Raw genomic sequence first — 13513 nt, 5'->3', positions numbered from 1 at the left:
ACCGAGCCGGAGCCGGGGAGGCGGCTCCGCTCAGCCCAGCAGGAGGGACACCCCGATGAGCACGGGCACCGCGGCCACCGTGGTCACGAGGGCCGTGTCCCGGGCGACGGCGATGCCCCGGTCGTAGCGCGAGGCGAAGGTGAAGATGTTCTGCGCGGTCGGCAGCGCGGCGGTCACCGTCACCACGAAGAGGTGCTCGGAGTCGAGGTGGAACGCGAAGCGCCCCAGCAGCAGCGCGACCGCCGGCATCACGAGCGACTTGAGCACGGAGGCGACGACCACCTCGACCCGCGCCGGTCCCGCCTCCAGCGGCCGCTGCCCGCGCAGCGACATCCCGAAGGCGATCAGCACCAGCGGGATCGACGCGTTGCCGATGATCGAGAACGGCTGCAGCACGGGCGCGGGCAGCTCCACGCCGGTGACGGCGACGACGAGGCCGAGGGCGGAGGCGATGATCATCGGGTTCCGCAGAGGCTGAGTGAGGATCGCGCCGACCGACGTCCGCCCGCTCGTCGAGACGTCGAGCAGCGTCAGGATCGTCGGCGCGAGGAGGATCAGCTGCAGCAGGAGCGTCGGGGCCACCCACTGCGGATCGCCCAGCACGTAGATGGCGACCGGCAGTCCGATGTTGTTGGCGTTGACGTAGGAGGAGGCCGCGGTTCCGATCACCGTCTCCGGCAGCGGGCGGGGGAAGAGCAGCCGCGACGCGAGCACGTAGAGCAGGGCGACGGTCAGCACCGTCAGGAGCGAGACGAGCAGGAACGAGGAGAAGAGGACGGAGACGTCGGCCCGCGAGAGCACCGTGAACAGCAGCGCCGGCGTCGTGACGAAGAAGGCGATCCGCGACAGGATCAGCCGGCTCTCGGGAGGGACGATCCGGAACCGCGCGATCAGGTACCCGACCGCGATGACGACCCCGATGATCGAGAAGCCGGTGAGCACGCCCTCCACGCCGCCGCCTCCCCGCCGCGGCCCGTCCGCTGTCGCGCCTCCACCCTAGGCAGTGCCCGGGCGTTGCAGCGCCGGCGCGACGCGCCTACGGTGTGCGGCATGCCGCATCTCGAGGTCCCCGGCGCGAGCCTCCACTGGGAGGCGGACGGCCACGCCTCCGCGCCCGCCCTGCTGCTCGTGCACGCGGGCATCGCCGACCTGCGGATGTGGGACCCGCTGGTCCCCGACCTCTCGCGCGACCGGCTGGCGATCCGCTACGACGTCCGCGGCGCCGGCGGCACGAGCACGGAGGACGTGGAGTACGACCCGCGCCGGGACGCCCTGGACGTGCTCGACCACCTCGGCGTCGAGCGCGCGGTGGTCGTCGGCTGCTCGCGGGGCGGCACGCTCGCCCTCGACCTGGCGCTGGAGCATCCGGAGCGGGTGACCGGCCTGGCCGTGATCGCCCCGGGGCTGGCGGGCTTCGACTACCCCGCGCTGACGGCGGAGGAGGAGCGCCGCTTCGGTGAGGTCGAGGCGCTGGAGCTCGCGGGCGAGCGGGAGGCCGCGGCGATCGTCGAGGCGGAGCTCTGGGCCGTGGGTCCCGACCGCTCCGCGGACGACGTCGCTCCGGAGTTCCTCGCGCGGGTCCGGGAGCTCGCGCTCACGGGCGTCGGCCACGAGGCGGAGGCTCCGCGCCCGGTCGAGCCGTCCGGGCCGGCGGGCGAGCGCCTCGGGGAGATCGCCGTGCCGACTCTCGTCGTGGCGGGTGCGCACGACCTCTCGGAGTCGCTGCCGGTCTGCGAGCACCTCGCCGCCGCGGTGAGCGGTGCCGAGCTGCACGTGCTCGAGGACGCCGCGCACCTGCCCAGCCTCGAGCACCCCGAGGAGTTCCTCGCGGTGCTGCGGCCGTGGCTGGAGCGCCACGGGATCTGATCAGGCGACGGCGGCCAGGTCGAACGCCCAGTCCACGTAGCGCTCCGGCGGCTCGCCCTGCTCGACGAGGTCGATCCGGTCGAAGCCGGCCTCGACGCAGGTCGCACCGGCGTCGAGGTCGTTCTCCGCCACGAAGGCGTGAACGAAGCGGGGCACGGGGAACGCCGCCGCCTCCTCGAGCAGCATCCGCACGGAGTCGACCGTGACGCCGCGGGCGTGCGGAGCGATGCTCCACGCCGCCTCGTAGGCGACGACGCCGCGCGAGCAGCCGTACCAATAGCCGATGGAGCCGACGGAGAGTCCGTCCAGCTCGACCACGTAGAAGAACGCATCGCCGTCCGCCCAACCGCGCAGGTAGCGGTCGTGGCGCACGAGGATCTCGCTCTCGCTCTCGAGTCCGCCGCCCGCGTGCGCGAGGGTGTCGCGCAGGACGGAGGCGTCCGCCTGCGGCCAAGGGAGCAGGCGGAGGTTCTCGGGGTGGTGGTCGATGCTGGCTGTTCTCTGGTCGCTTCCGGGTTCGGGTCCCGTCACGCGCTCCGATCCTCTCTCTCAGGATGGCTCGCCGATCGAGCGCGCCGCCAGGGTGTTCGGCGCGCCGGTCCGATCGGATGTCCCCGCACTCGGGATGCGGACACGGTATCGCCCCATCTTCGACCCGATCAGGGGACGGAAACGGAAGCGGTGAGGAATCTAGCCCCGGACGGGGGGCGGCACCTGCACAACACCTGGGCAACCGCTGACCGCGAGGTCTCCGAGGGGCGGCGGAGACGTGCGCCCGCTCCCATGAGATCGCCGCTTCGCTCCGCCGAGACGCAAGAAAAGCGCGCGCACGAGCCCATACGCTCGGAGTCGGAGCGCGTCCCGCTCCTGCAGCCCGTATCACCAGCGTGAGGAGGATCACCATGTCGCAAGCCGTGCAGAGCACCGTCGTCGGAGAACCCGAGGTCGTCGAGGACCGCGTGGAGGACTCCGCCGCCTGGCTCGACCTCAAGGCCGCCGCCGCCGCGCTGCAGCCGCTCCAGTCACAGGACGGCTCGCTCGCGGAGCCCGAGCGGATCGAGGAGGCGCGCTCCCTCGTCGAGCGGATCGTCGCCGGTGTCCGTGCCCTCGCCCCCGCGTTCCCGCACGACGCGGCGTACCTCGACGCGCTGGTCGTCGACCTCGAGCGGTGGAGCGCGGACGGCCTCGGCCTGCCCGACTTCCTCGACTCGCTCACCGCGTTCCAGCCGCAGCTCGAGCGCGTCGACGGCCGCCGCCACCTCGTCGTCTTCCCCATGTACACCCAGAACGGCAGCCGCGACCGCCACGTCGAGGCCGTCCTCGTCGAGGTCGTCTGGCCGCGGTTCGTCGCCGAGCTGGAGGCGGGCGACTACTCGAACGCCCTCTTCGTGCCCGTGCGCTTCGTCGACTTCACCGCCGGCTACGACACCGACAGCGCCGTGCTGTTCCCCGAGACGGTCGCGATGCGCTCCGTCCCGTCCTTCACCTGGGGCGCGATCTTCGCCGACCGCGAGGCGGCCCGGTTCCGCCGCGTCGTCACGGAGGCGGCGCGGATCACCCGGCTCGAGCTCCCGGAGGACGCGCAGCGGCTGCTCGCCGACCAGCGCCTGGCGGAGGAGTCCTTCGTGATGTGGGACCTCATCCACGACCGTACCCACATGCGCGGCGACCTGCCGTTCGACCCGTTCATGATCAAGCAGCGGATGCCCTTCTTCCTCTACTCGCTGGAGGAGCTGCGGTGCGACCTCACCGCCTTCCGCGAGGCCGTCGCCATCGAGCGCCGCCTCGGCGCGCTGGACCGTCGCGACGGCGAGGAGGAGGCGCTGGCCGAGCGCTCGCGCTTCGTGCAGTACGCGATCCTGTTCGACCGGCTCTTCCGCTTCCCGCTCACCGGGTCGCGGGTGCGCAACTACGACGGCCTCGGCGGCCAGCTGCTCTTCGCCTGGCTGCACCAGCACGGCGTCCTGCACTGGACCGACACCCGGCTGGCGTTCGAGTGGGACGGCGTCGCCGACGTGGTCGTCGCCCTCTCGGACGCGATCGACGAGCTCTACTGGCGCTCGATCGACCGGCCCAAGACGGCGCACTGGCTGGCCGCGCACGCGCTGATCGCGGCCGTGCTCACTCCGCACCCCGCCTCCGCCTGGGCCCGCGGGCTCCCGGACGAGGTGCTGCTCGGCGCCCCGCGCGGCCTCACCGACGCGGTGCTGGACGACGAGTTCCCGCTGTCGATGTTCTACGAGGCCCTCGGGAAGAAGATGGGCGACGTGATCGCCTCGACCCGGGGCATCACCGGCCGGGACTGACGCGGTGCCCGGGGGGCGGCGGGGTGCGCTCCTCCGTCTCCCGGGGGCCCGTCCGACCGGCGTCGGTTAGCGTGGGGCGCATGCCCTCAGGTGACGGAGCCGCGGACCCGCTCGACGCGGGCTGGATCCGGCGACCGCCGAGCCGGGCCGGATACGTCCACGACGCGATCACCGCGGGGATCCTGCTGGTGGCGACGATCGTCTCCGTCGCGCTGTACTCCTCGGCGGGCTTCCCCGGCGCGGCGCATCCGGTCGTCAGCGCCCACTGGGCCGTCCTGATGACCCTGCCCCTCGCGCTGCGGCGGCGGTTCCCCGCGAGCGTGGCGGCCGGGCTCTCCGTCGTCTACGCGCTGGGGATCGTGCTCCAGGTGCCGGAGTCGCTCTTCGGCCAGATCTGCCTGTTCCTCGCGCTGTACACGGTCGGCGCGTGGGGCCGGAACCGGCGCACGGCCCTCGTCGTCCGGGTGGCGATCGCGGTCGGGATGCTGGGCTGGCTGCTCACCACCCTCGCCACAGGCGAGTACTTCGGCAGCTCCGTGCCGGTCGACGACTCCCCCGGCCTGCTCTCGCCCTACGCGGCGGAGTCGGCCCTCGCCGTCGTCTCGAACCTGCTCTACTTCGGCAGCGCCTACGTCTTCGGCGAGGCGTCGTGGCAGTCGGCCCGTCGGCTGGAGGCGCTCGAGACGCGCACGGCCGAGCTCGACGACGAGAGGGAGCGCTCCTCCCGTCAGGCGGTGTCCTCCGAGCGGCTCCGGATCGCGCGCGAGCTGCACGACGTGGTCGCGCACCACGTCAGCGTGATGGGCGTGCAGGCCGGAGCGGCGCGGCGGGTGCTGGCGCGGGATCCGGAGCAGGCGGCGGCCTCGCTCAGCGCCATCGAGGGCGACGCGCGCTCGGCGATCGAGGAGCTGCACCGCATCCTGGTCGCGCTGCGCGCCGAGGACGCCGTGCCGAATCCGCTCACCGACGCCGCCTCGACCCGCGGGGTGGCCCAGCTCGAGGAGCTGGTCGCGGCGTCCAGCGGGTCGGGTCTGCCCACCGTCTTCCTCACCCTCGGCACGCCCCGCGAGATCCCCGCGACGGTGGGCCTCAGCCTCTACCGCATCGCGCAGGAGTCGCTCACGAACGTGCGCAAGCACGCGGGGCGCGGTGCGCACGCCGAGGTGCGCCTCCGCTACGCCCCCGACGCGGTCGAGCTCGAGATCGCCGACGACGGCGGGTCCGGCCCTCACCCGAGCGCCCCGGCCTCCTGCGGACTGGGGCACACCGGCATGAGCGAGCGCGCCGCTGCGGTCGGCGGCTGGATCGAGATGGGGCCGAGGGGCGGAGGCTACCTCGTGCACGCGCGAGTCCCGCTGTCCGACGTCCGGGCGAGCGTGCCGGACGCCGGCGACCGGGTACCGTCGTCGGAGACGTCGCGGGGGCGTCAGGAGCGAGCGAGCGGGGGCCGCCCATGACCGAGCACGTGCGCGTGCTGCTCGTCGACGACCAGGAGCTCGTCCGCGTGGGCTTCCGCATCATCCTCGAGTCGGAGCCGGGGATCGAGGTGGTCGGCGAGGCCCGCACCGGGCTCGAGGCCCTGCAGCGCGCCTCCGAGCTCCATCCCGACGTGATCTGCATGGACGTGCAGATGCCCGGGCTCGACGGCCTGGCCGCGACCCGGGAGATCGTGGCCGACCCGCGCCTGTGCTCGCGGGTGCTCATCCTCACCACCTTCGACCGCGACGACTACCTCTTCGAGGCGCTCTCGGCCGGCGCCAGCGGGTTCCTGCTCAAGAACGCGTCGCCGGAGGAGCTGGTGGAGGCCGTGCAGGTGGTCGCCCGCGGCGACGCGATGCTCGCCCCCGACGTCACCCGGCGCGTAATCGAGCGGTTCGCGTCCGTGCCCGAGCACACCCCGGCCGCCGCCGAGCACTCCGGAGTCGCCGAGCTGACGGACCGCGAGCGCGAGGTCCTCGTGCACCTGGCGCGGGGCTGGTCCAACGCCGAGATCGCGGCCGAGCTGTTCGTGGGCGAGGCGACCGTGAAGACGCACGTCTCGAAGATCCTGATGAAGCTCGGCGTGCGCGACCGCATCCAGGCGGTCGTGTTCGCCTACGAGCACGGGATCGCGGTGCCGGGGCGCCCCTGAGCGGCGGGCAGCGGGGCGGCCGGCTCCGGAGCGCTCGACGCGGGGACGGCCAGCGCCGGGACGGTCAGCGCCGGGGCGGTCAGCGCCGGGGCTGGCTCGAGGCCGGGCGCGGCGGGGTGCGGCGAACGAACTCCATCCGGATCTCCGGCACGATCTTCCGGTCGAGCACGACCGTCATGTAGCGGCCGTCGACGCGGGCGCCGATCGCGACCACGTCCGGGTCGGTGTCCACGCGGTAGCCGCGCAACGCCTCCCCGTCCACGATCACCGGCACGCCGCGCACGACGTCCTCGTCGCGGAGCGCGGCCGCGACCACCGGCATCCCGCCGCGGCGGCTGCGCACACGGCCCGGGAAGGTGTTGCGGAGCACGTCGCCCATGTGGGCCGCGAGGCGGGACTCCAGAGGCCGGCTGCGCTCGGCGGGGATCGGCACGGAGGTGCGCACCGCCTCCCAGAGGACCGGGTACCGCATCCGCGTCACCTGGTCGACCATCCACGGCGGAAGGTGGTCGTTCTCGGCCCGCTCGATCGCGCGCTTCTGCTCGGGGGTCAGCGGGACGTGGTTGACGGGGTCGGCGCGGTTGCGCGGGTTCTTGTAGAACGAGTACGAGAGCGAGATCTCGACGAAGCGGCCGAGCGCCATCGTCTGCGCGGCGGCGAACTCCTCCAGCCGCGGCTGGGGCGCGAACGCGAGGACGGGATCGCCGAAGCGTGCCGCGATCTCGTCCACCCCGGGAGGGGCGGGCATGTCGCGGACAGCTCCCGAGGTGTCCATGCGCATAGGTCAAGAGTGGCCTGCCTCCCAGCCGATACCAACTTCTTGACGGAGATCGGCTTTCGGGTCGTCGTCCGTTCACCTGCCCGAAACAAACGGGGGGCAGGAGGGGCGTCGCGGAGGGCGCCTCCCGGGCTCCTCCGGGCGGCGGGCTGCGAAGATGGAGGGATGAGCGCTCTGCACGATCCCGACGTCCGCGGCTTCGCCTCCGACAACTACTCCGGAGTGCACGACGAGGTCCTCGCCGCGATCGCCGCGGCCAATGGAGCGCACCAGATCGCCTACGGCGAGGACGTCTACACCGAGCGGCTGCAGGAGGCGTTCCGGCGCGAGTTCGGCGAGCAGGCCCAGGCCTTCCCCGTCTTCAACGGCACGGGCGCCAACGTCACCGGCCTGCAGTCGATGCTGCCGCGCTGGGGCGCCGTGGTCTCGGCGGGCACCGCGCACATCACCTCCGACGAGGGCGGAGCACCCGAGAAGGTCGGCGGGATCAAGATCCTCACGGTCCCCGCGCCCGACGGCAAGCTGACCCCGGCCCTGGTCGACCAGGAGGCGTGGGGCTTCGGCGACGAGCACCGCGCCCAGCCGCTCGTGGTCTCGATCACCCAGTCCTCCGAGCTCGGCACCGTCTACACCCCCGAGGAGGTGCGCGCGCTCGCCGACCACGCGCACGGCCTCGGGATGCGGCTGCACATGGACGGGGCGCGCATCGCGAACGCCGCAGCCGCTCTCGGCCTCCCCCTGCGCTCGTTCACCACCGACGCGGGCGTCGACGTGCTCTCGTTCGGCGGCACCAAGAACGGCATCCTGCTCGGCGAGGCGATCGTCGTGCTCGACCCGGCGGCCTCGACCGGGCTGACCTTCCTCCGCAAGACCAACATGCAGCTCTCCTCCAAGATGCGCTTCATCTCGGTGCAGCTGCTCGCCCTGCTCGGCGACGGCGGCGAGGAGGAGCCCCTGTGGCTCCGCTCGGCCCGGCACGCGAACGCCATGGCGGCGCGTCTGCGGTCGGGGCTCGAGGAGGCGATCGCGGCCGGGCGGATCACCGGGCTCGAGTTCACCCAGCAGACCCAGGCCAACGCGGTGTTCGCGACGCTGCCGCCCGGAGTCGCGGACCGGCTCCGCGCCGCCTACCGCTTCTACGACTGGAACCCGGCGACCGGCGAGGTCCGCTGGGTCTGCTCCTTCGACACCACGGAGGACGACATCGACGCGTTCACGGCCGCCATCGAGCGCGAGCTGGCCGCGTGAGGGCCCGCCCGCCGCGCCTGGCGACGGTCGGCGCCGCGCTCGCCGTGCTCGTCGCGCTGACGGGCTGCACGACGGCCGAGCGCTCGGACGTGGCGGCCACCCCGTCGGCGTCCGAGACCGCCGCTCCGACTCCCTCCGCGACACCGACGCCCTCACCCACCGCCTCGACCCGCCTGGGCTGCGACTCCCTCCTCCCCGCCACGCGAGCGGCCTCGGCGCTGGGGGTCTCCCGCAGCGCTCTCGAGGGCAGCCGCGAGGTGACGACGCGCTCCTCGGGAGAGCTGATCCGCGAGGCCGCGGAGGAGAACGGCGGAGTGCTCCGCTGCGCCTGGTACGACGAGGACGCCTCGATCACCGCGGCGGCGGTCGACGACGCCGCCGAGGCGTTCGCCGGCCGCCCGGGCCCGCGCCTCGAGACCGGCGTCGAGGCGTACGGCTCCTGCACCGACGGCAGCTGCGACCTGGACCTGCTCGCCGGCGCCACCTGGGTGACGCTGCAGCTGCGCGGCGCCCCCGCCGCGGTCGACCTCGCCGCGCTGGCGACCGGCACCGCCTCCGCCGCGCTCGGCACCCTCGACGAGCCGGTCACCGCGACGGCTCCCGTCTGCACCGAGGTCCTGACGGCCGAGCAGCTGTCCGGTGCCGCCGGCCTCGCGCAGGCGACCGCGGGGACCGGGACCGGGACGCCGATGACCGCGTCGGCCGCTGCGGCCGCCCGGGCCGGGTACGCCTCCTGCAGCTGGAGCGACGCCTCCAGCGCCGCCTACTCGGGCGTGACGGTCGACGCGCTGCCCAACGGCGACGACGGCTGGCGGAACCTCTCGCTGACCTCGGGCCTGGCGATCCCCCTCGAGCCGCTCGACGGCTTCGGCGAGAAGGCCCTCACCGGCTGCGCGGCGGGCGTCTGCGAGATCGACGCGCTGGCAGACGACGTCTGGTGGCGCGTGACCGTCACCGGCGACGCGGCGAAGGCCGAGGCCGTCGCCCGCGCCGTGCTCGCGAACGCCTGACCGGCCGCCCCGCTCCTCCCCGCGAGATGCCGCTTCGGTACGCCTCCACCGGCGTGTCGCGTACCGGAGTGGCATCTCGCAGAGGCGGACGGGCGGGTCAGCGCCAGTACTCGTACCAGGACGACTCGCGGCAGCCGAGAGACGCGTAGAGGCGGCGGGCGCCGGCGTTCTCGGCGAGCACCTGGAGCCAGAAGCGTGCGACGCCCCGGCGGGACGCGTCCTCGAGGAGGGTTCGGATCACGGCGGAGGCGAGCCAGCGGCGCCGGGCGTCCGGTCGGGTCGCCAGGGCGTAGAGGCCGCCGCAGAGCTCGCCGTCCGGCGCCGCGACGAGCGCGAGGCGGCCGGTCGCGGCCGGTCCGTCCTCGTCGCTGACGAGGGCGTAGGAGGAGGGGCAGCCCGCGAGGATGCGCTCGGCGACCGCGCGCTCCTCCGCTCCCCCTCGACCGTCGACGGACCACCAGAGGGCGAGCCAGTCCTCATCGGGGGCCGGGGCGAGGCGGACGCGAGGCGGCGGCGCCGAGCTCGACGGCGCGGGAAGGGCGGCGAGCGCCTCCTGCACCGATCCCGTCAGCACGAGCGTCCGGTCGATCGGCGCGGCGCCCCGCTCGGCGAGCAGCCCGGTCAGACCGTCGGGGCTCGGCGGGCCGATCTGCACGAGGGGCGCGATCCCGTGCTCGCGGGCGAACGCCTCCGCCGCGTCGAGGGCCGCCCCCTGGTCGACGACCTCGCCCGACGCGAGCACGGAGTTGGCGCGCTTGGTGACCCCCGCGGAGGCGCGCAGCTCCCACGCGCCGAGGGGGCGCCGCACGAGCGCGGGCCAGGCGTCGGCGGCGAGGCGGTCGAGCAGGCGCGGATCCATCGGGCCACGGTAGCGGGAGCGGCGCCGCGGCCGCCCCCGGAGACGGGTCCGGCCCGCAGGAGCCGCGGCGGACGAGCCGAGAGGGATCCTGCGGGCCGGAGGCCGTGGAGGGACGAGCCCTACATGTTGATCATGTGCCCCTTGAGGCCGTGGAAGCCCTCCTGCAGCGCCTCCGACAGCGTCGGGTGGGTGTGCACGTTGCGGGCCAGCTCGGTCGCGGTGAGGTCCCACTTCTGGGCGAGCGTGAGCTCGGGGAGCAGCTCCGAGACGTCCGGGCCGATCATGTGCGCGCCGAGGAGCTCGCCGTACTTCTTGCTCGCGATGAGCTTCACGAAGCCGGTGGGCTCGCCGAGGCCGTGGGCCTTGCCGTTCGCCATGAAGGGGAAGGTCGAGACGGTGATCTCGTGTCCCTCGTCCGTCGCCTGCTTCTCGGTGAGGCCGAAAGAGGCGATCTGCGGCTGGCAGAACGTCGCGCGCGGCATCATCCGGTAGTCGCCCAGGGTCTGGGTCTCGGCACCGGCGAGGGTCTCGGCGGCGACGACGCCCTGCGCCTCCGCGACGTGCGCGAGCTGGAGCTTCGCGGTGACGTCGCCGATGGCGTAGATGTGCGGCACGTTGGTGCGCATGTGGTCGTCGATCGCGATCGCGCCGCGCTCGGTGAGCTCGACGCCCGTCTTCTCGAGGCCGAAGCCCTCGGTGCGGGGGACCCAGCCGATGGACATGAGCACCTTGTCGACCTCGAGGGTCGACTGCGTGCCGTCCTTCGCGGTGTAGGTGACCGTGACGTAGCCGTCCTTGTCGACGACCGACTCGACCTTCGTCGAGGTCAGGATCTCGACGCCGAGCTTCTTGTACTGCTTCTGGATCTCCTTGGAGACGTCCGGGTCCTCGTTGGGGAGGGCGCGGTCCATGAACTCGATGATCGTCACGTCGACGCCGTAGTTCTTGAGGACGTAGGCGAACTCCATGCCGATCGCGCCCGCGCCCACGATGGCCATCGTGTCGGGGAGCTCGCGGGTCATGATCTGGGTCTCGTAGGTGACGACGTTCTCGGAGAGCTCGACGCCGGGGAGGAGGCGGACGCTCGCGCCGGTCGCGATGATCGCGTCGTCGAAGGTGAGCGACTCGGTGCCGCCCTTGCTCAGCTGCACGTCGAGGCCCTGCGGGCCGGTGAAGGAGCCGACGCCGTCGAACTCGGCGATCTTGTTCTTCTTCATCAGGAAGTGGACGCCCTTGGTGCGGCCGTCCGCGACCGAGCGGCTGCGGTCGAACGCCGCGCCGAAGTCGAAGGAGACGTCGCCCGAGATGCCGAACTGCTTCGCCTGGGTGTGGAAGAGGTGGGCGAGCTCCGCGTTGCGCAGAAGCGCCTTGGACGGGATGCAGCCGACGTTGAGGCAGACACCGCCCCAGTACTGCTTCTCGACGACGGCGACGGACTTGCCGAGCTGGGCGGCGCGGATCGCGGCCACGTATCCGCCGGGGCCTGCCCCCAGGACGACGACGTCGAAGTGCTGGGCCATGGATGATCCTCCAGAGTCGTGGATGGTGGTGCGCGGGGTGACCACGCCGTCTCCCACCGTACCGTTCCGGGGCTCGGAGACGGCCCGCTCCTCCGTGGGCGAACGCGCGCGCGGCCGCCTGACGTGCGCGCATGGGAATGCCCGCGGGGCGCAGACGGTTGGGCTCCTCGGGCAACGGAGCCCTTCCCCCAGTCCCCGCACGGAAGAAGCCCGCGATGACCGCCACCGCCTCCCGCACCGCCAGCACCAGCGCCCCGATCCTCGACGTCCTCGCGGAGCGCTGGAGCCCCCGCTCCTACGACGCGACCGCGACCGTCTCGGACGAGACCCTCGCGTCCCTCCTCGAGGCGGCGCGCTGGTCCCCGTCCGCCAGCAACTCGCAGCCGTGGCGCTTCATCGTCGCCCGCCGCGGATCCGACGAGTTCGACCGCATCGTCGCGACGCTCGCCGGGTTCAACGGCGCCTGGGCCGGCTCCGCCGCCGTCCTGGTCGTCGCGCTCGCCGAGACCGTCGACTCCGAGGGGAAGCCGCGCCCCTGGGCCGTCTACGACCTCGGCCAGTCGATCGCCCACCTCAGCGTCCAGGCGCACCACGAGGGCCTGCACGTCCACCAGATGGCCGGCTTCGACAAGGACGCCGTCCGCGCCGCGTTCGGCGTCGACGAGCGCTTCGACCCGGTGACGATCGCCGCGGTCGGAGTCGCGGCCGACGCCGACGCCCTGCCGAACGAGACCCTCCGCGAGCGCGAGACCGCGCCGCGCACCCGCCTGCCCCTCGAGGAGCTCGTGCTCGTCCAGGCGTAGCCCTCCGACGGAAGGCCTCCCCCGTTCGCGGACCGGGGAGGCCTTCCGCGTCCCTCCCCCTGTGTTACTCCCCGTGTCGGTCCCCGCTGTGCCGCCGGGAGCCTCTCCGTACGATCGGACGATCCGCCCGCCCGTCCCGCCGTCCGGAGAGACATGCCCGCCACCCCCGCCGCCCGCACGAGCCTGGCCTTCGACGCCGAGCTCGGCCAGTCGGCGTTCCCCGTGCGCTTCGAGGGGGTCGGCCGCACCTTCGCGCCCGGGGCCCCCGTGCTGACGGACGTGACGCTCGAGGCCGCCGCGGGCGAGGTCATCGCGATCCTCGGCCCGAGCGGCTGCGGCAAGTCGACGCTGCTGCGCATCGCGGCGGGCCTGGACACCGCCTCCGAGGGGTCCGTCCTCATCGACGGCGCCCCCGTCTCCGGCATCGACCCGCGCTGCGCGGTGGCGTTCCAGGAGCCGCGGCTGCTGCCGTGGCGGAGCATCGCTGACAACGTCGCGCTCGGCCTGCCCCGCGGCACCCCGCGCCCGGCGGCCCGCGCCGCCGTCGAGGAGCTGCTCTCGCTGGTCGGCCTCACCGCGCACGCCCGCTCGCGGCCCCGCGAGGTGTCCGGAGGGATGGCCCAGCGTGCCTCCCTCGCCCGCGCCCTCGCCCGGAACCCCGGCGTGCTCCTCCTGGACGAGCCCTTCGGGGCACTCGACGCGCTGACCCGCCTGCGGATGCAGGACCTGCTGCTCGACGTGCACGCGGCGGCACCGGCGACGATCCTGCTCGTCACCCACGACGTCGACGAGGCCCTCCAGCTGGCCGACCGCATCGTGCTGCTCGGGCGCGACGAGCCCGGAGGCGTCTCGCGCATCCAGCGGATCGTCACCGTTCCCGGCGCGCGGCCCCGCGACCGCGGCTCGGCGGAGCTCGCCGAGCACCGGGCGGAGCTCCTCGCGGGGCTGGGCATCGAGCGGCACTGAAGCCGGGCGGATCGACCCGCGTCTCC

13 protein-coding genes are annotated in these 13513 nt (G+C 73.6%); 8 read left to right on the top strand and 5 right to left on the bottom strand.

Annotated elements, in window-relative coordinates:
* Positions 1–30 precede the first annotated feature (30 nt).
* A complete protein-coding gene (locus GSU45_RS00665) occupies positions 31–951 on the bottom strand; it encodes an AEC family transporter (RefSeq protein WP_159911832.1) in 921 nt (306 codons plus the stop codon).
* Positions 952–1050: 99 nt separating this feature from the next.
* Between GSU45_RS00665 and GSU45_RS00660 the strand changes: the two genes are divergently transcribed.
* Positions 1051–1866, top strand: coding sequence for an alpha/beta fold hydrolase (locus tag GSU45_RS00660; protein ID WP_159911830.1), 816 nt, complete (start codon positions 1051–1053; stop codon positions 1864–1866).
* Here GSU45_RS00660 and GSU45_RS00655 read toward each other — a convergent pair whose 3' ends face one another.
* On the bottom strand, positions 1867–2397 hold the full coding sequence (locus GSU45_RS00655) for a hypothetical protein (protein ID WP_159911828.1): 531 nt from the start codon (positions 2395–2397) through the stop codon (positions 1867–1869).
* A 371-nt stretch (positions 2398–2768) separates the two neighbouring features.
* On the opposite strand from GSU45_RS00655, the gene GSU45_RS00650 reads away from it, so the two are divergent.
* The 3 genes from GSU45_RS00650 to GSU45_RS00640 all read left to right on the top strand — a co-directional run bounded on the left by GSU45_RS00650 (position 2769) and on the right by GSU45_RS00640 (position 6303).
* Positions 2769–4172 (top strand): DUF6421 family protein, encoded by a 1404-nt coding sequence (locus GSU45_RS00650; RefSeq protein ID WP_159911826.1) that lies wholly within the window; start codon positions 2769–2771, stop codon positions 4170–4172.
* A gap of 80 nt (positions 4173–4252) precedes the next feature.
* On the top strand, positions 4253–5629 hold the full coding sequence (locus GSU45_RS00645) for a histidine kinase (protein ID WP_159911824.1): 1377 nt from the start codon (positions 4253–4255) through the stop codon (positions 5627–5629).
* Positions 5626–6303 (top strand): response regulator transcription factor, encoded by a 678-nt coding sequence (locus tag GSU45_RS00640; RefSeq protein WP_159911822.1) that lies wholly within the window; start codon positions 5626–5628, stop codon positions 6301–6303. Before GSU45_RS00645 ends, GSU45_RS00640 begins: the two co-directional genes overlap by 4 nt.
* 79 nt (positions 6304–6382) lie before the next feature.
* Here the strand turns inward: GSU45_RS00640 and GSU45_RS00635 are convergent, their stop codons facing one another.
* Positions 6383–7084 carry a hypothetical protein gene (locus GSU45_RS00635; RefSeq protein WP_146082167.1) on the bottom strand — a complete coding sequence of 234 codons (702 nt, stop codon included), beginning with the start codon at positions 7082–7084 and terminating at the stop codon, positions 6383–6385.
* A gap of 162 nt (positions 7085–7246) precedes the next feature.
* Between GSU45_RS00635 and GSU45_RS00630 the strand changes: the two genes are divergently transcribed.
* Both GSU45_RS00630 and GSU45_RS00625 read left to right on the top strand, forming a co-directional pair.
* On the top strand, positions 7247–8329 hold the full coding sequence (locus GSU45_RS00630; RefSeq protein WP_159911820.1) for a beta-eliminating lyase-related protein: 1083 nt from the start codon (positions 7247–7249) through the stop codon (positions 8327–8329).
* Positions 8326–9339: a hypothetical protein gene (locus GSU45_RS00625; RefSeq protein WP_159911818.1), complete on the top strand. Its 1014-nt coding sequence runs from the start codon at positions 8326–8328 to the stop codon at positions 9337–9339. Before GSU45_RS00630 ends, GSU45_RS00625 begins: the two co-directional genes overlap by 4 nt.
* Positions 9340–9436: 97 nt before the next feature.
* Here the strand turns inward: GSU45_RS00625 and GSU45_RS00620 are convergent, their stop codons facing one another.
* Together GSU45_RS00620 and lpdA are read right to left on the bottom strand one after the other, a co-directional pair.
* On the bottom strand, positions 9437–10198 hold the full coding sequence (locus GSU45_RS00620; RefSeq protein ID WP_159911816.1) for a GNAT family N-acetyltransferase: 762 nt from the start codon (positions 10196–10198) through the stop codon (positions 9437–9439).
* A 119-nt stretch (positions 10199–10317) separates the two neighbouring features.
* On the bottom strand, positions 10318–11718 hold the full coding sequence (gene lpdA / locus GSU45_RS00615; protein ID WP_104222818.1) for a dihydrolipoyl dehydrogenase: 1401 nt from the start codon (positions 11716–11718) through the stop codon (positions 10318–10320).
* Between the two features lie 215 nt (positions 11719–11933).
* Here lpdA and GSU45_RS00610 point away from each other — a divergent pair, with 215 nt between their 5' ends.
* Both GSU45_RS00610 and GSU45_RS00605 read left to right on the top strand, forming a co-directional pair.
* Positions 11934–12521, top strand: a complete 588-nt coding sequence (locus GSU45_RS00610; RefSeq protein WP_159911814.1) for a nitroreductase family protein — start codon at positions 11934–11936, stop codon at positions 12519–12521.
* A 153-nt stretch (positions 12522–12674) separates the two neighbouring features.
* Positions 12675–13487, top strand: coding sequence for an ABC transporter ATP-binding protein (locus GSU45_RS00605; RefSeq protein WP_159911812.1), 813 nt, complete (start codon positions 12675–12677; stop codon positions 13485–13487).
* Positions 13488–13513 lie beyond the last annotated feature (26 nt).

Origin of the sequence: Rathayibacter sp. VKM Ac-2801, assembly GCF_009834245.1 — a bacterium.
Taxonomy (GTDB): Bacteria; Actinomycetota; Actinomycetes; order Actinomycetales; family Microbacteriaceae; genus Rathayibacter.
Note: the sequence above shows the minus strand (reverse complement) of the source record. Positions and strands in the feature narration are given on the sequence as shown.